Annotated in this window: 17 protein-coding genes; 15 read left to right on the forward strand and 2 right to left on the reverse strand. The window is 73.0% G+C overall.

Annotated features, from left to right (window positions below; all coding sequences use genetic code 11):
• The first annotated feature begins 17 nt into the window (after nt 1–17).
• The 11 genes from RY076_RS01245 to RY076_RS01295 all read left to right on the forward strand — a co-directional run bounded on the left by RY076_RS01245 (nt 18) and on the right by RY076_RS01295 (nt 15844).
• On the forward strand, nt 18–989 hold the full coding sequence (locus RY076_RS01245; RefSeq protein ID WP_323095556.1) for an AAA family ATPase: 972 nt from the start codon (nt 18–20) through the stop codon (nt 987–989).
• A 74-nt stretch (nt 990–1063) separates the two neighbouring features.
• Nucleotides 1064–2542 carry a DUF58 domain-containing protein gene (locus RY076_RS01250; protein WP_323095557.1) on the forward strand — a complete coding sequence of 493 codons (1479 nt, stop codon included), beginning with the start codon at nt 1064–1066 and terminating at the stop codon, nt 2540–2542.
• Nucleotides 2539–5325: a transglutaminase TgpA family protein gene (locus RY076_RS01255; protein WP_323095559.1), complete on the forward strand. Its 2787-nt coding sequence runs from the start codon at nt 2539–2541 to the stop codon at nt 5323–5325. Before RY076_RS01250 ends, RY076_RS01255 begins: the two co-directional genes overlap by 4 nt.
• The gene (locus RY076_RS01260) at nt 5322–9734 is read left to right on the forward strand and encodes an FtsK/SpoIIIE domain-containing protein (RefSeq protein ID WP_323095561.1); all 4413 of its coding nucleotides are present in this window, start codon (nt 5322–5324) and stop codon (nt 9732–9734) included. Before RY076_RS01255 ends, RY076_RS01260 begins: the two co-directional genes overlap by 4 nt.
• Before the next feature lie 282 nt (nt 9735–10016).
• The gene (locus tag RY076_RS01265; protein WP_323095564.1) at nt 10017–10292 is read left to right on the forward strand and encodes a WXG100 family type VII secretion target; all 276 of its coding nucleotides are present in this window, start codon (nt 10017–10019) and stop codon (nt 10290–10292) included.
• 48 nt (nt 10293–10340) lie between these two features.
• Complete coding sequence (locus RY076_RS01270) at nt 10341–10616, forward strand: WXG100 family type VII secretion target (RefSeq protein WP_207556097.1); 276 nt, start codon at nt 10341–10343, stop codon at nt 10614–10616.
• A 769-nt stretch (nt 10617–11385) separates the two neighbouring features.
• A complete protein-coding gene (locus RY076_RS01275; RefSeq protein WP_323096379.1) occupies nt 11386–12762 on the forward strand; it encodes a DUF6421 family protein in 1377 nt (458 codons plus the stop codon).
• Nucleotides 12759–13457 (forward strand): SDR family oxidoreductase, encoded by a 699-nt coding sequence (locus tag RY076_RS01280; protein WP_323095565.1) that lies wholly within the window; start codon nt 12759–12761, stop codon nt 13455–13457. The genes RY076_RS01275 and RY076_RS01280 overlap by 4 nt, the downstream gene beginning before the upstream one ends.
• A 71-nt stretch (nt 13458–13528) precedes the next feature.
• Nucleotides 13529–14590, forward strand: a complete 1062-nt coding sequence (locus RY076_RS01285; protein ID WP_323095566.1) for a threonine aldolase family protein — start codon at nt 13529–13531, stop codon at nt 14588–14590.
• Nucleotides 14591–14740: 150 nt separating this feature from the next.
• Nucleotides 14741–14965 (forward strand): hypothetical protein, encoded by a 225-nt coding sequence (locus RY076_RS01290; protein WP_323095568.1) that lies wholly within the window; start codon nt 14741–14743, stop codon nt 14963–14965.
• 204 nt (nt 14966–15169) lie between these two features.
• Nucleotides 15170–15844 carry a class I SAM-dependent methyltransferase gene (locus RY076_RS01295; RefSeq protein ID WP_323095569.1) on the forward strand — a complete coding sequence of 225 codons (675 nt, stop codon included), beginning with the start codon at nt 15170–15172 and terminating at the stop codon, nt 15842–15844.
• 92 nt (nt 15845–15936) lie between these two features.
• Here the strand turns inward: RY076_RS01295 and RY076_RS01300 are convergent, their stop codons facing one another.
• Nucleotides 15937–16575 (reverse strand): peroxiredoxin, encoded by a 639-nt coding sequence (locus RY076_RS01300; protein ID WP_323095570.1) that lies wholly within the window; start codon nt 16573–16575, stop codon nt 15937–15939.
• Nucleotides 16576–16816: 241 nt separating this feature from the next.
• Between RY076_RS01300 and RY076_RS01305 the strand changes: the two genes are divergently transcribed.
• Nucleotides 16817–17182, forward strand: coding sequence for a hypothetical protein (locus RY076_RS01305; protein WP_323095571.1), 366 nt, complete (start codon nt 16817–16819; stop codon nt 17180–17182).
• On the opposite strand, the gene RY076_RS01310 is transcribed toward RY076_RS01305, so the two are convergent.
• Nucleotides 17169–17939 carry an endonuclease/exonuclease/phosphatase family protein gene (locus tag RY076_RS01310; RefSeq protein WP_323095572.1) on the reverse strand — a complete coding sequence of 257 codons (771 nt, stop codon included), beginning with the start codon at nt 17937–17939 and terminating at the stop codon, nt 17169–17171. The genes RY076_RS01305 and RY076_RS01310 overlap by 14 nt on opposite strands.
• Before the next feature lie 106 nt (nt 17940–18045).
• Here RY076_RS01310 and RY076_RS01315 point away from each other — a divergent pair, with 106 nt between their 5' ends.
• The 3 genes from RY076_RS01315 to RY076_RS01325 all read left to right on the forward strand — a co-directional run bounded on the left by RY076_RS01315 (nt 18046) and on the right by RY076_RS01325 (nt 20811).
• Entirely contained in the window at nt 18046–19038 is a 993-nt protein-coding gene (locus tag RY076_RS01315; protein ID WP_323095573.1) for a DUF4190 domain-containing protein, read from the forward strand.
• 64 nt (nt 19039–19102) lie between these two features.
• Nucleotides 19103–19942, forward strand: coding sequence for a septum formation family protein (locus tag RY076_RS01320; RefSeq protein WP_323095574.1), 840 nt, complete (start codon nt 19103–19105; stop codon nt 19940–19942).
• Nucleotides 19943–19998: 56 nt separating this feature from the next.
• Nucleotides 19999–20811 carry a DUF4190 domain-containing protein gene (locus RY076_RS01325; RefSeq protein WP_323095576.1) on the forward strand — a complete coding sequence of 271 codons (813 nt, stop codon included), beginning with the start codon at nt 19999–20001 and terminating at the stop codon, nt 20809–20811.
• The last annotated feature ends 48 nt before the right edge of the window (nt 20812–20859 follow it).

Here is a 20859-nt window from a genome sequence, read left to right on the forward strand (position 1 = left end):
TCACGAGAAGGAAACCCATGAGCGTCACGCAGGACCAGGTGACCTGGTTCGCCCACACCTTCGACCAGCTCGTCGGCAACATCGAGAAGGCCGTCCTCGGCAAGCAGCACGTCACGCGCCTCGCGCTGACCTGCCTGCTCTCCGAGGGCCACATGCTCCTCGAGGACTTCCCGGGCACCGGCAAGACCCAGCTCGCGCGGGCCCTGTCGGGGACCGTGCAGGGCACGCACAGCCGCATCCAGTTCACGCCCGACCTGCTCCCGTCCGACGTCACCGGCGTGACGATCTACGAGCCGACGAAGCAGAGCTTCGAGTTCCACCCGGGCCCGATCTTCGCGACCATCGTCCTCGCCGACGAGATCAACCGCGCCTCGCCGAAGACGCAGTCGGCGCTGCTCGAGGTCATGGAGGAGGGCCGCGTCACCATCGACGGCAAGCCGCACTCGGTCGGTGAGCCGTTCATGGTCATCGCGACGCAGAACCCCATCGAGCAGGCCGGCACCTACCGCCTGCCCGAGGCCCAGCTCGACCGCTTCCTCATGAAGGCGAGCGTCGGCTACCCCGACCACGAGGCGACGATCGCCGTGCTCGCCGACGCCAAGACGCGTGACCGCGCCAAGACGCTCCAGCCGCTCATCGCCAGCAACGTCATCGTCGACATGGCGCGCCTCGCCGACGAGATCCACGTCGACCCGGCGATCCTCGGCTACGTCAGCCGCATCGCCGAGGAGTCGCGCCGCCACCCGAACCTCAAGCTCGGCCTGTCGGTGCGTGGCTGCCTCGCCTACGTGCGCTGCGCCAAGACGTGGGCGGCCAGCCAGGGCCGCACCTACGTCGTCCCGGACGACATCAAGATCCTCGCCGAGCCGGTGCTGAGCCACCGCCTCCTGCTCAACGCCGAGGCCCAGTTCGCCGGCACCACGGTCGAGCAGTGCATCGACCAGATCCTCGGGGACATCGCCCCGCCGGCGGAGCGCGCCTCCGCCTGAGCGGCGGGTGCACGACCGGACACCACGGCACGCGAGGGCGAACCGCCCGACGAAAGCCACGACGAGGGGTAGGGATGGCCGAACAGGTCGCCGAACAGGTCAGGGAGCGGCAGGCGTCCACGGGTGCGTCCGCCGACGCACCGGCGGGCGCGCCGGCGAGCGGTTCGACGAACGCTCCGGCAGGCGCGTCGGGCCGGGCGGGAGCACGGGCCGCCCGCGGCTCGACGAGCCGCGGGATCCGGCACGTCACGCAGCCGATCACGCAGACGATCGGGCACGCCACCGGACGCGTCGCCCAGCGCACCGAGGGCGTGTGGCGGCCGGTCGCCGGCGTTCTGCACTGGGTCTCGCCGCTCGGGTGGACGATCCTCGCGCTCGGCCTCGTCACGTGGTTCGTCGGCGCCCGCTGGGGCTGGACCGAGCTGCTCATGGTGGCCGCGGCCGCCCTCGTGCTCTTCCTCGTGTGCTTCGTCCTTGCCCTCGGGCGCACCAAGGTGCGCGTCGTCGCCGAGGTCGACCCCCGACGCGTCGTCGTCGGTGAGCCGGCCACCGGTCGCATCGTCGTGACGAACGAGGCGCGGGCCCCGATGCTGCCGATCCTCGTCGAGCTGCCCGTCGGCCTGTCCGCGGCGCGGTTCGTGCTGCCGCCCCTGACGCCGGGAAACGCCCACGAGGAGCTCTTCGTGGTGCCCACGTCGCGCCGCGGCGTCATCCAGGTCGGGCCGGCCACGACCGTGCAGGGCGACCCGCTCGGTCTGATGCGTCGCACCCTGACGTGGACCGAGCGCACCGAGCTGTTCGTCCACCCGCGCACCGTCGCGCTCGAGTCGCTCGGCGCCGGCCTGCTGCGCGACCTCGAGGGCAGCACCACCGAGGACGTCTCGATGAGCGACCTCGCCTTCCACGCGTTGCGCGAGTACCAGCCGGGCGACGACCGCCGCTACATCCACTGGCGCAGCTCGGCCAAGGCCGGGCGCCTGCTCGTGCGCCAGTTCCTCGACACCCGGCGCTCGCACGTGACGATCGTCGTCGACCCGGACCCGGAGCAGTACCGCTCCGGCCACGGCAAGACCGGACGCACGGACCGCGACGTCGAGCGCGACGTCATGGCGGCCAACGCGCCCACCGCGATCGAGGCCGACGTCGAGACGGCGATCTCGGTCGGCGCCTCGATCATGGTCCGCGTCATGCTCGACGAGCAGGACTGCACCATGGTCTGCGGCGAGCAGAAGGTGAGCCGGTCGGTGCCGCAGGTCGGCCTCGATGCCATGGCCCGGGTCGAGCCCGGCCCGATCGACCTCTTCGCGGTGAGCCTCGACGCCACCGACCTCGCGCCCGACACGTCGACGGTCTTCATCGTCACCGGGCCGCACCGCCCGTTCATCGAGCTGCAGCGCGCGGCCGGGCAGTTCCCGCCGGAGGTGACCCGGGTCATCGTCGTCGTCGACCCGCTCGCCGAGCACGGCATCCGCCGCGGTGGCGGTCTGACGATCCTGACGCTGAGCGCGCTCGAGGACCTCCGCCCCCTCCTGTTCACCGGAGTCGCCCGATGAGCCAGACCGGTATCTCCGCCCCGCCGCCGAGCGCGCTCGTGCAGTCGCCGAGCGCGCGCGAGCGCATCGGCACGCAGCTGGCGAAGCTGCGCCCGACGACGCCGCAGCTCGTCGACGCCGGCTTCACCGTGGCGCTCGTCGGCATCGCGCTCGTCGGCTTCCGCACGACCTTCTTCGGCCTCGGCTGGCTCTGGGTCGGCCTCGCGGGCCTGCTCATCGGGCTGCTCGTGGCCTACGCCGGTGCGGCCTTCCGGGCCCTCGGCGTCGTGACGCTGCTCGTGGCCGCGGCCGCCTACCTGCTCCTCGCCGGACCGATCGCCGTGCGCGAGGACCTCGTCGCCGGGTTCCTGCCCTCCGGGGCGACCTTCGGGACGCTCGTGCACATGGCCGTCCCGGGCTGGAAGGAGCTGCTGACGGCGCTGCCGCCGGTCGACTCCGAGGGCCCGTACATGGCGCTTCCGTTCCTCTTCGGCCTCGCCGGTGCCACCCTGACCTACGGTGTCGCCCGACGCTGGCCGGGCGCGGTCCTCGCGCTCGTGTCGCCGGTCGTGCTGCTCGTCGCCTCGATCGTCCTCGGCACCCCGACGCCGGCCGCCGTGCTCGTCCAGGGCGCGGTCTTCGCGCTCGTGGCCATCGGCTGGACGGCCCTGCGCAGCAACCGCAACCGGCCGGCGCTGCAGAACGGCGCCGGCCGCACGACGCGCGCCGTCACCACGGCCGGGCTGCTCGCCGTGGCCACGGTCGGCGGGTTCTTCGTCGGTCCGATGCTGCCCGGGGCCGACCACACCCGCACGGTGTTCCGTTCCGCGCTCACGCCGCCGTTCGACGTCAGCCAGTTCGCCTCGCCGCTCGCCGGGTTCCGCCAGTACACCGAGCCGAACGCGGCCCAGCAGTTCGACAAGACGCTCCTGACCGTGAAGGGCCTGCCGGCCGGCGTCCCGCTGCGGTTCGCGGCGCTCGACTCCTACGACGGGTTCGTCTGGGGCGCAGGCAACTACGCCAACCTCGGCGACGGGCCCGACCCCGAGGGCACCAGCTTCCGCAAGGTCGGCACGCACATCGCCGCCGAGGGTCCCGGCCAGGAGGTCACGGCCACCGTGGCCGTCCCGGCCGGCGGCTACAGCGACGTCTGGCTGCCGACGTTCGGCACGGTCACCGGTCTCGACTTCGTCGGTGCGCGCAAGGACACGCTCTCCGAGGACCTGCGCTTCAACGTCGACACCAACACCGGCGTCCTGCCCGAGAAGCTCGCCGCGGGCGACCAGTACACGGTGACCGCCTACGTGCAGGCGCCCGGCAAGGAGCTTCCCAAGACGGCCGACGTCGCCGACGGCACGACCGTCGACGCGTCGGCGCTGGGCTTCCTCGACGACAAGACGACGCCGTGGACCGACCGCGTCGACGGCCAGTGGGAGAAGGTCGCGGCCGTCGCCAAGGCCCTCCAGGACGGCGCGTACACCGACGGCGGCACGCCCGGCGACTACCAGAACGTCTTCCTGCCCGGCCACAGCCTGCTGCGGATGAGCCAGTTCATGAAGTCGACGCAGCTGGCCGGCAACGACGAGCAGTACGCGGCGGCCTACGCCCTCGTCGCCAACCGGCTCGGCGTCCCGACGCGCGTCGTCATGGGCGCGATCCCCGAGGCGGGCGGCGTCGTCAAGGGCAAGGACGTCCGCGCGTGGGTCGAGGTCAAGCTCGCCGACGACTCGTGGCTGCCGATCCTGGCCTCGCAGTTCGTGCCGGACCGCAACAAGAAGCCGCAGCAGCTGATCCGCAAGTCCGAGGAGAAGAAGACCGGCGCCCAGGTGCCGCCGCCGGCGGCGAACAACCCGCCGAGCGTCCTGCAGGGCCCGGACCAGGCGCAGAACGCCACCCAGCTGCGCAACCCACCGAAGGACGACAACCCGCTCAACCCCGACAACTGGCCGGACTGGCTGCGCTGGCTCGTGTTCTACGTGCTCCTGCCGCTCGCCGTCCTGCTGTGCATCTACGGGGCCATCCGTGGCGCCAAGTGGCTGCGCCGGCGCCGCCGCCGCACCACCGGGACGACGGCCGCTCGGGTCACCGGCGGGTGGCGCGAGGTCATCGACACCGCGCGCGACCTGCGAATGCCCCTGCCGGCCAAGGGCACCCGCCTCGAGCAGGCTCGCGCGTTGGAGCTCCACGTCGACGGTCCGCCCCCGCCGAAGCCGAGCGTCGTCGTCGACGGCGCGCTCATGGGCGCACCGACGCCGAGCTTCTCGAAGGGCACTGCTGCCCCCGAGTCGACCGACCCGGGCCGTACCGTCCCGGCGCCGCCGCCGGCACCCCCGGGCAGCCACGAGCCGCTCGCGCTCGTGCCGCTCGCGGCCGCCGCGAACGGGCACGTCTTCGACGTCGACGAGCCGAGCCACGAGGCCGTCGCGGACTTCTGGTCCGGCGTCGAGCGGGCCCGGCGCCGCCTTCGGTCCGGCCAGTCGTTCTGGCAGCGGCTGCGGGCCGACGTCTCGCTGCGCACGTTCCGCGACCACCTCCCGACGGGCTCGGGCCTGGCCCCGGCGGCGCGCCGCACGTCGCGATCGGGGTCGACGACGCCGCGTCGGGGCCGGTCCTCCTCCTCGAAGGCGGGCATCGGCACGGCCGCGCCGACCACGAGGTCGGGCCGGCGCGGGCCGTCGGGTCGCTCGGGACGTGCGGCCGACTCCGGCCGCCCGGGGCTCCCGGGGCGCGGTGAGCGCACCACCCGAGGGGCGTCGAAGACCCCGAAGAACACGAAGAACGAGAGCACGAAGGGTGACGCGTGAAGCTGAAGTTCGTCCTCCGGTCCGGTGACCGGGAGACCGACCTCGTCGCGACGACCGACTCGGCCACCACCGTCGGCGACCTCGCCGGCTACCTCGCGGCCGCCGACCCGAACCGCAGCAGCGTGCTCGGGGTCGACGCCGCGATGACGCTGGCGCTCGTCGACCAGGAGATGCGCGGGCTCGACCCGCGCGCCACGGTCGCCGAGAGCGGCCTGCAGTCGGGCATGCGGGTCACCGTGACCCGCGCCGGCGAGGGTTTCGTCGACCGCGGCCGTCCCGCCGCGGTCGCGGTCATCCGCTCCGGGCCCGACGCGGGTCGCGAGTTCCCGTTGTCGCGCGGCACCGCCTACGTCGGCCGCGGGCGGGGCTGCGAGGTGCAGCTGGCCGACGAGTCGGTCTCGCGCCAGCACGCCAAGCTCGTCGTGCAGGAGGTCGTCGAGGTCGTCGACCTCGGCTCGGCCAACGGCATCACGGCCGGCGGCCAGCAGGTCACCCGCGCCCACCTCAAGAGCGGCGACGTCATCCGGCTCGGCGACACCGAGCTCGAGGTGCACCTGACCGGCGACGGCGCCGTGACGCGTCCGGGAAGCGGTGTCCTGTCCGGCGACGCCGGCACCGTGCAGTTCTCGCGGTCCCCGCGCGTCGCGCCGCTCTTTCCCGGACAGGAGTTCCAGGTCCCCGACCTGCCCGAGCGCGGCAAGGCCAACCCGATGCCGCTCGTGGCGATGATCGTGCCGCTGCTCATGGGCGTCGTCATGTACCTCATCACGCGCAACGCCTTCTCCATCGTCTTCATGCTGATGATGCCGATGATGATGGCGGGCACGTACTACGAGGCGCGGCGCCAGCAGCGCAAGGACTTCGAGCAGGCGATGAAGGACTTCGCGGAGGACCTCGCGCTGCTCTCCGACCGCATCCGCGCCTCCCTCGAGCGCGAGAGCCACGTGCGTCGCGGCGAGCAGCCGAGCGGCACCGACTGCCTCGTCGCCGTCCGCGACCGCAGCGCGCTGCTCTGGACGCGCCGCCGTGACGGCAACGGGTTCGGCGAGCTGCGGCTCGGCCTCGGCACGCGCCCGTCGCGCTCGCCGATCAAGATGCCCGCCGTCGGCCGGTCCAAGGCCGAGGCGTGGCTCCAGGTGTCCGAGCAGCTGTCCGGCCTCGAGGTCGTGCACGACGTGCCTGTCGTCGCGGCGCCACTCACTTCCGGTGCGGTGGGCGTCGCGGGTTCGCGGCAGAACGCCCTCGGCGCGGCCCGCTCGCTCGTCGTCCAGGCCGTCGCGCTGCACTCGCCCGCCGAGCTCGCCGTCTGCTCGTTCGCCTCGGGCAGCTCGGCCCGCGACTGGGACTTCCTCAAGTGGCTGCCGCACACGAGCTCGCCGCACAGCCCCATCGAGGTCGGCCACCTCGCCGGCAGCGCTCCTGCGTGCTCCGCGCTCGCCGACGCCCTCGAGGACCTCATCAGCGCCAAGGGAAGTGCCAAGGGCAGCCCCAAGGAGCAGGAGGCGGCCAGCGCGGGCCGCCCGTCGGTGCTCGTGCTCGTCGAGAGCGACGCCCCGATCGACCGCAGCCGGCTCGTCGCCATCGCCGAGCGCGGCCACGCGCACGGCATCCTCGTCGTGTGGGTCGCCGAGACCCAGCAGCTGCTGCCCGCGGCCTGCCACACCTTCCTCGTCGTCGAGGGCGACGAGCGCTCCCTCGCCGGCTTCGTCCACGAGGGTGAGGAGGTGCAGCCCGTCGCCGTCGACCGCATCGGCTACGACGAGGCGATGGCCTGTGCCCGCGCCCTCTCGCCGGTCGTCGACGCCGGCGTCCCCGTCGACGACGCGAGCGACCTGCCGCGCGCGGTGTCGCTGCTGACCCTCGCCGGCACCGAGCTGGCCAGCGCCGAGGAGTCGGTCATCGAGAAGTGGGGCGAGTCCCGCTCGATCCTCACCGGCCCGTACGCGCCGGAGGTGCTGCCCCGCAAGCCCGGCAACCTGCGCGCCGTCGTCGGCCAGTCGAGCCAGGGCACGTTCTCCGTCGACATCCGCTCCGACGGCCCGCACGCCCTCGTCGGCGGCACGACCGGCGCCGGCAAGTCCGAGCTGCTCCAGGCGTGGATCCTCGGCATGGCCGCGGCCCACTCGCCGCAGCGGGTCACGTTCCTGCTCGTCGACTACAAGGGCGGCTCGGCCTTCCGCGACTGCGTCAAGCTGCCGCACACCGTCGGCCTCGTCACCGACCTCTCGCCGCACCTCGTGCGCCGGGCGCTCGCCTCGCTCGCGGCCGAGCTGCACTATCGCGAACACCTGCTGGCCCGGTTCAAGGCCAAGGACCTCGTCGAGCTCGAGCGGCGCGGCGAGGTCGAGGCCCCGCCCTCGCTCATCATCGTCGTCGACGAGTTCGCGGCGCTGGTCCAGGAGGTGCCGGAGTTCGTCGACGGCGTCGTCAACGTCGCCCAGCGCGGCCGCTCGCTCGGCCTGCACCTCATCCTCGCCACGCAGCGTCCGGCCGGCGTCATCAAGGACAACCTCCGCGCCAACACGAACCTGCGCATGGCGCTGCGGATGGCCGACGAGAACGACTCCGACGACGTGCTCGGCAGCAAGGAGGCGGCGTTCTTCGACCCGTCGCTGCCGGGTCGCGCCGTGAGCAAGACCGGCCCGGGCCGCCTCGTGCCGTTCCAGACGGGCTACGCCGGCGGCTGGACCTCCGACGTGCCGCCGCCGCCGGACATGAAGGTCGAGACGCTGACGTTCGGCTCGGGCACCGAGTGGGAGCCGCCGCGCCGCGACGACGGCGACGACAACGCCGACCTCGGGCCCACCGACATCCAGCGCCTCGTGGCGACGCTCGGGCGGGCCGCGCGCCGGGCCGAGCTGCCGCGCCCACGCAAGCCGTGGCTGCCCGACATGCGCCCGGTCTACGACCTCGCGACGCTGCCGACCCAGCGCCGCGACGACGAGCTCGTCTTCGGCGTCGCCGACGACCCCGACAACCAGGCCCAGCCGGAGGTCGCGTTCCGGCCCGACCGCGAGGGGAACATCGCCGTGTACGGCACGTCGGGGTCGGGCAAGTCGGTGTTCCTGCGCACCATCGCCATCGCGGCCGGCTACACGGTGCGCGGCGGGCCGTGCCACGTGTACGGGCTCGACTTCGGCAACCGTGGCCTTGCGCTGCTCGAGGCGCTGCCGCACGTCGGCTCGATCGTCCCGGGCGGCGACCACGAGCGCGTCACGCGTCTCATCCGGATGCTGCGCGCGACGATCGACGAGCGGGCCTCGCGGTACTCGGCCGTCAGCGCCGCGACGATCACCGACTACCGACGCCTCTCGGGCCGCACCGACGAGCCGCGCATCATGGTGCTCATCGACGGCATGACGGCCTTCCGGCAGGCCTACGAGGTGGGCGGGCGCTTCCAGTGGCTCGACATGCTCGCCGGCCTCGCCGCGGACGGCCGTCCGGTCGGCGTCCACTTCGTCATCGCCTCCGACCAGCGCACCGGTCTGCCGACGAACCTCGCGGCGGCCGTGCAGGGCCGGATCATCCTGCGCATGAGCAACACCGACGACTACTCGGTGTTCGGCGTGCCCGGCGACGTCCTGACGATGGCCTCGCCCGCGGGTCGCGGCCTCATGAACGGGGCCGAGGTGCAGGTGGCGGTGCTCGGCGGGTCCTCCGACGTCACGGTCCAGGCCGCAGCTGTCGAGGCGTTCGCCGACGCGACGCGCAAGGCCGGGGTCTCCCAGGCGCCGGCGATCGAGTCGCTGGCCGAACTCATCCCGATCGGCGACCTGCCGTCGGAGCACGGCGGGCGTCCCGTCGTCGGCGTCGCGTCGTCGTCGCTCGAGCCGCACGGCTTCGACCCCAAGGGCACGTTCGTCATCACCGGCCCGTCGGGCTCGGGCCGCACCACGGCGGTGGCTGCGACGGCTGCGGGCCTCTACCGGTTCAGCTCGCAGTCGGCGCTCTACCTCATGACGCCGCGTCGCAGCTCTGAGCTGCTCGACCTCGGCATCTGGGCCGAGACGGCCGTCGGCGGCGAGGCCACCTCCAAGCTCGCCGCGCGCCTCGCGTCGGACATCGAGGAGGGGCGCATCACGCGTCCGGTGGCGGTGTTCATCGAGCGCGTCGACGACCTCGCGCCCTCGGGCGCCGAGAACGCGCTGACGACGCTCGTCAAGGCCTGCGTCGACAACGACCAGCTCGTCGTCGCCGAGGGCGAGGCCGCGTTCTTCAGCAGCAACTTCGGCCTCCAGGCGCTGCTCAAGACCTCGCGCTCCGGGCTCGCGCTGCACCCCGACGGCAACGAGGGGCTGTCCGTCTTCAAGGCGAACCTCCCCGCCCTCAACCGGGCCGAGCTGCCCGAGGGGCGTGGGTTCATCGTCGAGAAGGGCAAGTTCGAGCTGCTCCAGGTGGCCCTGCCATGACAGACGGCGGGGCGCGAATCGCACTGTCGGACAGGCGAACTGGCCTGTCCGTGGTGACGCGCGCGCCCGCCGCCCAAGACCCTCCGCAGTCATGGGGAGTCCTCCCCATCGACGTGGGGGAGGTGCTGCCATAGGTTCATGCATGTCGACGAACGGTGCGACGCGGGTGGAAACCCCCGAAGCACCGCGAACGTCACGAGAGGTACACGGCCGGCCGACAGGGGTGGCCTGACAGCAGAGACTTCCCGACGTACTCGGGGGAACACGGCAAAGGAGAAGGTCATGGCTTGGCTCGGAATGAACGACGATGAGGTCAACGCCCAGGGCAACGTCCTGCAGCAGCAGGCTGAGGCCATCCAGAAGCTCATCACGAAGGTCGACCAGGAGGTCGAGTCCCTCAAGCAGAACTGGCAGGGCGACGACTCCAAGCAGTTCGAGCAGGAGTGGACGGGCACGCACCGTCCCGAGCTCCAGAAGGCTCAGAAGCTGCTCACCGAGATGAAGTCGACGATCGACCACGAGGTCCAGCAGCAGCGCCAGACCTCGTCGCAGTACTGATCGCCCACCACTCATCCACGCAACGCAGACTTCTGAAGGGGAACTGACATGGCTGTTTACAAGAAGGGCATGAACGCGGACGCGGTGTCCGCGTCCGGTGACAAGCTCGTCGGCTACAAGGGCGAGCTCGACGGCATCGTCGAGGCCGTCAACAGCGCCGTCTCGCAGATCAAGAGCAACTGGGGCGGCTCGGACGCCGACCGCTTCCAGAGCGACTGGCACGGCCAGCGCCAGGTCGTCTCGGCCGCCGGCGACAAGCTCGACGCGATGGGCAAGAAGTGCAAGACCAACGCCGAGTCGCAGAAGAGCACGTCGGCCAAGTGAGCCGGCACCGGCGGGTGTCCTGACGTCCGCCGGCACCACGAACCACCGGAGGGTGGTCGTCCTCTCAGGGGAGGGACGGCCACCCTTCGGCGTGTCCGGGGTCGGCAGGCCCGTGCAGGACTGTGGGCCGTCTCACGTCCCGGCGGCACGAATTGGTGTTTCTGCCGCCTGAGCCCGTAGATTCTTCGACAAGAAAGCATCAACGCCGAAGTTTCTCCGGACAGGAGGCCCCTCCGTGAGCCTGTTCCCCTCCGTGGCCGTCGTCGCCGACCGGCCCGCCCTCGCCGACTCCCTCACGTCGGGCCTGGCCCACCGTGGCTGCGTCGTGGCAGCCCCCGCGGCCGCCGACGTCCTCGTCGTCGACGCCGCCCGCGCCGCCGATGCCACGGTGGCCGACGCGCTCGCCGCCGGTCGCGGCGTCGTCGTCCTCGGCGCCCCGGCTGCCGGCTCGCTCACGGGCCTCGTGCCCCAGTCGTCACGCACGGCGTCGGGTGTGCCCTCCGGTCCGCTCGCCTCAGCGATCCGCGTCGAGCGCGACACCGAGGTGGGCGACGACCTCCTCGCCCGCGTCGACCTCACGACCCTGGCCGCCACCGGCGCCCTCGACGTCGAGGCCCCGGCCCGTCCGCTGCTGCTCGCCGGCGGCGTCCCGGTCGCCGCCGTGCGCACCGACGCCGACTCCGGCCGCCTCGTCGTCCTGGCCGTCGAGCCGGCCGACCCCGCCGCCGAGGCGGGCGAGCGGGCCCTCGCCGACCTGGTCCACAACGCCGTGTCGCACGTCGCGCCCCGCCCCGAGCGTCGCGTCGCTGTCACGAAGCACCCGCTCGTCGAGACCGACGCCTGGGTCTCCCTCAAGGCGGCCGTCACCGACCTGCGGGCGCTGCAGACCTCCGACGGCTCGGTGCCCGACACCGCCGACCACGCGGCCGCCGCCGCGCACGTCGGCCGCGTCGTCACCGGCATCCAGGGCCTCGCGCCACACCTGCCGCACGACGCCGACTACCTCGAGGCGCTCGTCAAGGACTTCGGCCGCTGGGCCGACGGCGGCTTCGAGGTGCCCGACTTCTACGACTCGCTCGTCGCCTTCGCGCCGGCGCAGCACCGGGCCGACGGCCTGCCGCACCTCGTCGTCTTCCCGATGTACACCCAGAACGGCAACCCGCACCGCCAGGTCGAGGCCGTCCTGCTCGAGGTGATCTGGCCCGACTTCGTCGCCGACCTCGAGGGCGGCGACTACTCCAACGCGCTCTTCCTGCCGATCCGCTTCCTCGACTTCACCGAGGGCTACGACACGAACTCGGCCGTCCTCTTCCCCGAGACCGTCGCGATGCGCGAGGTGCCGGCGTTCACGTGGGGCGGCATCTTCGCCGACCGCGAGGCCGCCCGCTTCCGCCGCGTCATCTCCGAGGCCGCGTCGGTGACCCGCCTGTCGCTGCCGCCGGACGCCGCGCGCCTGCTCGCCGACCAGCAGCTGGCCGAGCACACGTTCGTCATGTGGGACCTCATCCACGACCGCACCCACATGCACGGCGACCTGCCGTTCGACCCGTTCATGATCAAGCAGCGGATGCCGTACTTCCTCTACTCGCTCGAGGAGCTGCGTTGCGACCTCACGGCGTTCCGCGAGGCCGTCGCGCTCGAGTCCCAGGGCCACCCGTACGCGCGCCTCGTGCAGTACGCCGTGCTCTTCGACCGGATCTTCCGGTTCGCCATCACCGGCGACCGCACCCGCAACTACGACGGCCTCGGCGGCCAGCTGCTCTTCGCGTGGCTGCACCAGAAGGGCGTGCTGCACTGGACCGACAACCGCCTCACGATCGAGTGGGAGAACGTCGCGGAGCCGGTGCTCGAGCTCGGCCGCGCCGTCGAGGACCTCTACTGGCGCTCCATCGACCGGCCCAAGGTCGCGCACTGGCTCGCCGCCTACGACCTCGTCGCCGGGGTACTGACGCCGCACCCGCGCTCGGCGTGGGCCCGCCACCGCGACGGCGACCTCACGGCGCTGCCGCTCGACGGCCCGCCGAAGGGCCTCACCGACCAGGTGCTGCCCGACGAGTTCCCGCTGTCGATGTTCTACGAGGCCCTCGCCAAGAAGATGAAGGGCGTCGTCGAGTCGACCTCCGGCATCACCGGGGCGAGCGCGTGACGTCAGAGGGCCGGCGGGTCGTCGTCGTCACGGGAGCCACCGGGGGGACCGGTCGCGCGACCTGCGTCGCGCTGGTCGAGCGGGGCGAGCGCGTCGTCGCGGTGGGTCGCGACGACGCCTCGCTCGCCTCCCTGGCGGCCGAGGTCGGGTCGGACCTGCTGACGACCCGGGTGTGCGACCTGCTCGACGGTGACGCCGTGCGGGCGCTCGCCGCCGAGATCGTCGACAGCTTCGGCGGCGTCGACGCGCTGTTCCACCTCGTCGGCGGCTGGCGCGGCGGAAAGCTCTTCACCGAGTCCACCGACGAGGACTGGGCCTGGCTCTCGGGCAACCTCGTCGACACGCTGCGACACACGACGCTCGCGCTGCATGACACCCTCGTTGCGTCGGGGCGCGGACGCGTCGCCATCGTCAGCGCGGCCGCCGCGTCGACGCCGACCGCTGGCAACGCCGCCTACGCCGCCGCCAAGGCGGCGGCCGAGACGTGGCTCGCCTCCCTGGCCGACTCGTTCGCCTCCGCCGACGTGACCCCCGGCTCCGCGGCGACCACCGGTGTGGTGAAGTGGATCGGCGAGGGTCGCACCGCGACCCGACCCGCCGAGGTGGCCACGTGGCTCGTGAGCCTCCTCGACGGCGAGGCCGCCGCCCTCAACGGGGCGCGCGCCGAGCTGTGGCCGGGCGCCGAGCGCGCCTGAGCCAGAACGCCTTCCGCCGCCCTCGCGGCTGAACACCTGACCCGCGACCAACCTGTGACGAAGAGGACCGCGTGACCACCCTGCACGACACCGCGAAGCGCGGCTTCGCCTCGGACAACTACGCCGGCCTGCACCCCGAGGTGCTCGCCGCCCTCGCCGCGGCCAACGGCGGTCACGAGATCGCCTACGGCGAGGACGCATACACCGCGCGCCTCCAGGAGGTCGTCGCCGGGCACGTCGGCACGGCCGCCACGACGTGGCCCGTCTTCAACGGCACCGGCGCCAACGTCGTCGCCCTGCAGGCGCTGCTGCCGCGGTGGGGCGCCGTCGTCTGCGCCGAGACCGCGCACATCAACACCGACGAGAACGGCGCCCCCGAGCGGATGGGCGGCATCAAGCTGCTCACCGTCCCGACGCCCGACGGCAAGCTGACCCCCGAGCTCATCGACCGGCAGGCGTGGGGCTTCGGCGACGAGCACCGCGCCCAGCCGCTCGTCGTGTCGATCACCCAGACCACCGAGCTCGGCACGTGCTACACGCCCGACGAGGTCCGGGCGATCACCGAGCACGCCCACTCGCTCGGCATGCGCGTCCACCTCGACGGCGCTCGCATCGCCAACGCCGCAGCCACGCTCGGCACCGACCTGTCCGCCTTCACCGGTGACGCCGGCGTCGACGTGCTCAGCCTCGGCGGCACGAAGAACGGCGCGCTCGCCGCCGAGGCCGTCGTCGTCGTCGACCCCGAGCTCGCGGCCGACCCGGCCCTGGGCCTGGTCCACGTGCGCAAGCTGTCGATGCAGCTCGCCTCCAAGATGCGCTTCGTGTCGGCGCAGCTGCTCGCCCTCTACGACGGCGACCTGTGGCAGCGCTCGGCCTCGCACGCCAACGCGATGGCCACCCGCCTCGCCGCCGGCGTCGAGCCGCTCGACGGCGTCACGATCCAGCGGCCCGTCGAGGCCAACGCGGTTTTCGCCGTGCTGCCCCGCGACGTGGCGAACGCCCTGCGCGAGCGGTTCCGGTTCTACGACTGGGACCCGGCCACCGGCGAGGTGCGCTGGATGTGCTCGTGGGACACGACCGAGGCCGACGTCGACGCCTTCCTCGCCGAGCTGACGCGCCTGCTGCGCGCCTGAGCGCCACTCCTGACGCGCGGTCGCCCGGATTGGTTGGCGGCAGACGCCGAAGTCTGCGAGATCTCGCAGCCGGCCGCCTTCCACCGCGCGCCGGCGCTGTTTCACGCGGAGAGTCGTCACGTCCGTACCACCAGACGAACGGAGAACGACATGTTCAGCAAGAGGATCACCGCGGCGGCCCTGGCCGTCGGAGCGGGTGTCGTGATGGCCGCCGCCACCCCGGCGTCGGCCGCCACCAACTATGTCGCCGGGCCGTACTCGACCCTGACGAAGTGCAACAGCGCGCGGGCCACCTACGTCCACGACGGCGGCTTCAGCTACGTCGGCTCCTGCTACAAGCAGACGAACAACTACTACTACTTCCAGTACCGCTGACCGGTCCGGGCCCACAGGAGGCGGCCCCGTCACGCGACCGCAGTGGTCGGGTCCGACGCGGCTGAGAGGCCCTGCACCGCCACCCCCGAGGACGTCGTGTCCTCGGGGGTGGCGCGCGTCCGGAGGTCGTCGCGGACCTCGCCACGTCCGATGGCGTCGACCGGGCCGCGCGCGGCTGACGGTGGCGTCTGGGAGGCTGCGCGGATGGATGCAGCGAGAGTGCCGGCCGACCACGACATCCCCGGCGGGTACGCGTCGGTGCGCGACGCGTACGACACCGTGGCCGCCGACTACGCCGCCTACTTCCCCGACACGTGGGCCGAGACCTCGCTCGACCTCGCCATGGTCGACGCCTTCGCCGCCGCGGTGGGGGAGGGCGGGCAGGTGCTCGACGCCGGGTGCGGTGCCGGGCGGATGAGTCGCTACCTCGCCGACCGGGGCGTGCACCCGCGAGGCCTTGACCTGTCGTCGGGCATGGTGGCGATGGCGCGACGCGACCACCCGGACCTGGCCTTCGACGTCGCCTCGCTCGACGCGCTCCCGGCGCCCGACGCGTCGGTCGACGGCGTCCTGCTCTGGTACTCGGTCATCCACACGCCCCCGTCGGGTCTGCACCGGCTGCTCGCCGAGGCGGTCCGGGTGTGCCGTCCGGGCGGCCACCTGCTCGTCGCCAGCCAGTCGGGCCGCGGGGTGCGTGACGTCGCCCCCAGCTACCGCCGGTTCGGCCACGACATCACCCTCGAACGCCACCTGCACACGGCCGACGACCTTGCCGCGGGACTCGAGGTTGCCGGTGCCGTCGAGGTGGCGAGGCTCGTCCGGAGTGCGACGGGTAGCGAGCGCGACGACCAGGCCGCCGTCCTCGCGCAGCGCACCTGACGCGTCAGTCGGCTTGACGCACAAGGGTGGTCACCCCGTCGGGGTGGCCACCCTTGTCGTGCAACAAGTTCGGGGCGTTCGCCCGACGCTGCTCAGACCGTCGCGGTCGTGTACCGCAGGTAGGGACGGACCTCCTCGACCGCGTCGGCGCCGAAGCGCTCACGCGCGTCCGCGGTCGACAGCGTCGGGGCGACAATGACGCGCTGGCCCTCGCGCCAGTCGGCCGGCGTCGAGAAGGGGCCGCTGTCGGTCAGCTGGAGCGCGTCGACGGCGCGGACGATCTCGTCGAAGTTGCGGCCGACGCTCTTGGGGTAGGTGAGGCTGAGGCGCACCTTGTTCGCCGGGTCGACGATGAAGACGGAGCGGACGCTCGAGGTGTCGCCCTCGCCGGGGTGGATCATGCCGTAGAGCTCGGAGACCGTGCGGTCCTCGTCGCCGATGATCGGGTAGGCGACGGACGCGCCGCCGACCGCCTCGATGTCGCCCTTCCACTCGTCGTGCCGGTCGGTCGGGTCGACCGACACGGCGAGCACCTTGACGTTGCGCCTGGACCACTCGTCCTCGAGCGCGGCGACGCGGCCGAGCTCGGTCGTGCACACCGGCGTGAAGTCGGCCGGGTGGCTGAAGAGGACCGCCCAGGTGCCGTCCTTCCAGTCGTGGAAGCTGATCTGGCCCTCGGTCGTGTCGGCGGTGAAGTCGGGGGCGACGTCGCCCAGTCGCGGTGATGCCATTGGCTCGTCCTCTCGCGGTCGGGCGCACTCCACGCCCCGGATTGCCAGCCATTGTGACCACGAAACCATGTATCGCGTTATGGGTGTCCAAATGTTGTGACGCGTCGGCGCGGCTTCTGAGGTGCGGTGCTCAGGACTCGGGGACCGGGACGTGCTGTGCTGGGGCATGGCGTCGCACGCGCAGAGTCCCAGCACGACACCGGCTTCGGCGGTCCTCGCGCTCGCACACGTGGTGGTCGCCGTGACGGGCGTGGTCACCGTCGTGGTCCTCGTCGTCGCCGGCACGCGGCCGAACGCCGAGCTCGAGGCCCTCTACGCCTTCTTCGGGCTGGTCCTCGCGGTGCCGGTCCTGGCCTTCACCGTCGCCGCCGTGGGGTGCCTGCGGTGGGGCCGCACCGCACCCCGTCGGGCGGCCCGGGCCTCGTTCGCGCTCGGAGTCGTCGAGCTCGTGCTCGCCGCGGCGCTCCTCTGGGGGGTCGTCGTCGCCGTCCAGGGCTACGGCGAGTTCGCCCCGTGGCGTTCCCCTCTGCTGCTGCCGGCCCTGGTGGTTGCCGGTATCGGCGGTGGCGCCGTCGTCGGCGCGGCGCGCACGCTCAGGGCCGGGTGACCTGCGGGCCCGCGACGTGCTCGAGGTCGACGACCACGGGCAGGTGGTCCGAAGGCACCGGGTCGAGTCCGGTCACGTCGACGACCCGGGCGCCCGTCGAGACGAGGTCGGGCGTCGTCAGCACCCAGTCGATGTGCGGGCCGCCGGGCTGCACGGGCCCGAGGCCCGTGAAGGTCCCGGGCGTCGCGTCGGTGACGTGCGGCGCGACGGCGTCGACGAGCCCCGCCTGGGCCAGGGCCGTGTAGGGCTCCGACGATCGCGCCTCCGCGTTGAAGTCGCCGAGCACGACGCTCGGGTCGTGGCCCAGGCTGCCGCCGAGCAGGCGCGCCCCCTCGAGGCGGGCCTGCCCGCTGACGTGGTCGAGGTGGGCGTTGACGAACGTGTAGGCGGTGCCGTCTCCCGCGTCGCGGAGCCGGACCGTCGTCGCCGTGCGCGGGAACGCCGCGCCCCACGCCGTCGACCCCGGCACCTCGGTGCGGTCGGAGAGCCACCACGTGTGCCACGAGAGCAGGTCGAACCGCGCCGTGTCGTAGACCACCGCCGTGAACTCGTCGTTGCGCGCCCCGAGCCGGCCCTCACCCAGCCACGCGTACCGGCTCGGCAGGTGTGCCGCGAGGTCGTCGAGCATCCGCGCCGACGCCTCCTGCGTGCCGAGCACGTGCGGCGCCTGCTCCTCGATGACCGACACGACACCGGCGAGGCGGTCGGGCCAGTGCGGCGGCTCGAGGGCGGTCTCGGTGCGGAGGTTCCACGTCATGACGCGCATCGTCCGATCCTGCCCCACGGCGCCGCTTCCCGACAGCGACGTGCGCCGCCTACCGCTCGTCGGCGACGGGTCGCGCGGTGTGGGATGCTCACGCCCCGTGAGCTCTTCCCCGAACGGCGAGGACACGACCCCCTCCTCGCCGTACCAGCTGCCGCCGTACGTCCCGGGCAGCCCCCAGGTCCCGCCTGCACCCATCGCCTCGCATGTCGCCTCGCATGTCGCCTCACCCACGGCCTCGCCGTTCGTGGCGCCGGGCGCCGCGCCTGTCGGGCCCGACGCGTCGGGCGGGCAGCCCTACCCCGGCACGACCGCCGTCGACGCGTCCCCGCTCCCGGACGCGTACGCGTCCTTCCCCGGTGCGCCCGCGTCCTTCCCGGGTGCGCCCGCGTCCTTCCCGGGCGCGTCGGTGCCGCCCGGCCACGACCAGCGCGAGTACCGCCCCGGCACCAACGGCCTGGCCATCGCCGCCCTCTGCTGCGGCATCGCCGGCCTCCTGCCCATCGCGGCCGTCGTCGGCATCGTGCTCGGCATCGTCGCCCTGAAGCAGCTGCGGCGCGTCGTGCAGGGCGGTCGCGGGCTCGCGATCGCCGGCATCGTGCTGGGCTCGCTGTGGCTGCTCGGTTGGGCCGCGCTCATCACCATCGGCGTCCTGGCCGACGACCCGGCCTCGTCGACGCGGGGGAGCACCGCCTCGAGCGTCTCGTCCTCGTCGTCGCCCTCGGGACCGGTCGAACGACGGGTCGAGGTCGGCGACCTCAAGGCCGGTGACTGCTTCAACGGCGGTTCGCTCGGGTCCGGCACCGACGTCGGCGACGTGTCCGTCGTGCCGTGCTCGACGCCGCACACGAGCCAGGTCATCACCGTCTTCGAGCTGCCGCGCGGGCGCTACCCCGGCGAGGACAAGGTCGTCGACGCGGCCGACAAGGGCTGCTCGGACAAGGCCGACCCGCTCGTGCGCGAGAGCCGCATGCACGAGGTGGACCCGTCCTTCCTCTACCCGGCCGACGCCTGGACGTGGTCGAACAGCCGGGCCATCCAGTGCACCGCCGACGCCAAGTCCGGCACGGTCACCGGCAGCGTCCTGAAGTAGTCGCCGCCCGGCTCGTCGCCGAAACCGGCCCGAGAGTGCCTGCCGTGTGGGAGGCTCCCGGCTCGTGAGCCCTGCGTCACCGAACGAGGAGGACACGACCTCCTCCTGCTACCTGCCACCTCCCGTCGGTGAGCCGGTGGCGCAGGCGACCGCCCGGCCGCCCGCCCCCGAGCCGCCTCGCCTGCCGCGCGGGGTCACGTCGTGGGCGTCCTACGCGCAGCCGGCGGACGGCGAGCCGGGAGCAACGCCCACAGCCACGAGCGAGGGACCCGAGCACGGGACCGGCACCAACCGGCTGGCCACGGCCGCGCTGTGGTGCGGCATCGGTGGGTTCATCCCCGTCGCCGCTGTCGCGGCCGTCGTCCTCGGCGTCGTCGCGCTGCGGCAGATGGGGCGGGTCGTCCGTGGTGGCAAGGCCTCCGCGGTCGCCGGGGTGGTCCTCGGCTCGGTCTGGGTGGTCGGCTGGGTCGCCATCCTGGCGCTCGGGGCGACCGGCGCTCCCCAGCGCGACGCCGACACCGGCGCCCTGACCCCGGGGGCACGCGTCGAGGTCGTCGACCTGCAGGGCGGCGACTGCTTCGACGGTCTGCCGGCCTCGGCGGACACCACCGTCACCGCGGTCACCGGGATGCCGTGCGCGGGATCGCACGAGGCCCAGGTCGGCACGACGCTGACGCTGCCCGACCAGCCGTGGCCCGGCCGTGACCAGGCCGCCGCGCTGGCCCAGGACGCCTGCTCCACGAAGGTCGGGCGCTTCATCCGCGACCAGGACCACGAGCGCGTCGCCCTCACCGTCATCTACCCGAGCACCCTGCCCGACTGGCGCCGGGACCGGGGTGTCTCGTGCGTCCTCGTCGCGGACGACGGCGGGCGCCTGACCGGGACCGTCCTGAAGAACCGCTGACACGGCGAACCGCGATCCCGCCCGGATCCGCCGCTCGTGTGGCAGGCTCCCGGCTCGTGAGCCCTTCGTCGCCGAACGAGGAGGACACCGCCTCCTCGAGCTCCGTGCAGCTGCCGCCGCCTCCGGCGTCCGGCACTCCGGGCGAGCCCGTTCCGTCTGCCGCCTACCCGGCGTACCCCGCCTACCCGGCCGCGCCCACCCTGGCTCCGGGCCGGGACGACCGCGAGTACCGACCGGGAACCAACGGCCTGGCCATCGCGGCCCTGTGCTGCGGCATCGCCGGGCTCATGCCCGTGGCCGCCGTCGTCGGCATCGTCCTCGGCTTCGTCGCCCTCGGGCAGCTGCGCCGTGTCGTCCAGAACGGACGCGGCATGGCCATCGCCGGCATCGTCCTCGGCTCGCTGTGGCTCGTGCTGGTCGTCGGCGGGATCGCCGCGTTCAGCCTCTACGGCCCCACGCGGTCTTCATCGAGTGGCTTCGCCGACGGCGAGGTCTTCGACACGACCAAGAACGTGACCGTCAACAACCTCGAGGTCGGGGACTGCTTCGACGGGTTGCCCGCCGGCGACGGCACCGGGCAGGTGGGCGTCCTGGTGCGGCGGTCGTGCGCCGAGACGCACGAAGGCCAGATGGCTGCGTCGGTCACGCTCGCCGGTGCGTGGCCGGGTCGTGACAAGGCGGTGGAGGCGGCCGGCAGCGCCTGCTCCGACGCGCTGGCCGGCGTGGTGCGCCCGACCGACCTCGACGCGCTCGACCTCGTGTTCGTGGGTCCGACGACCGAGTCGGCCTGGCAGTACGACCTCGGCGTCGTGTGTGTCGTGCAGGCGTCGGTCGGCAGCCTCGACCACAGCGTCCTCCTCGGGCACTGACGGCCGGAGACGCGACGAGGCCCCCTCCCGTGCGGGAGGGGGCCTCGT

Origin of the sequence: Intrasporangium zincisolvens (assembly GCF_034724055.1) — a bacterium.
Lineage (GTDB): Bacteria > Actinomycetota > Actinomycetes > Actinomycetales > Dermatophilaceae > Monashia > Monashia zincisolvens.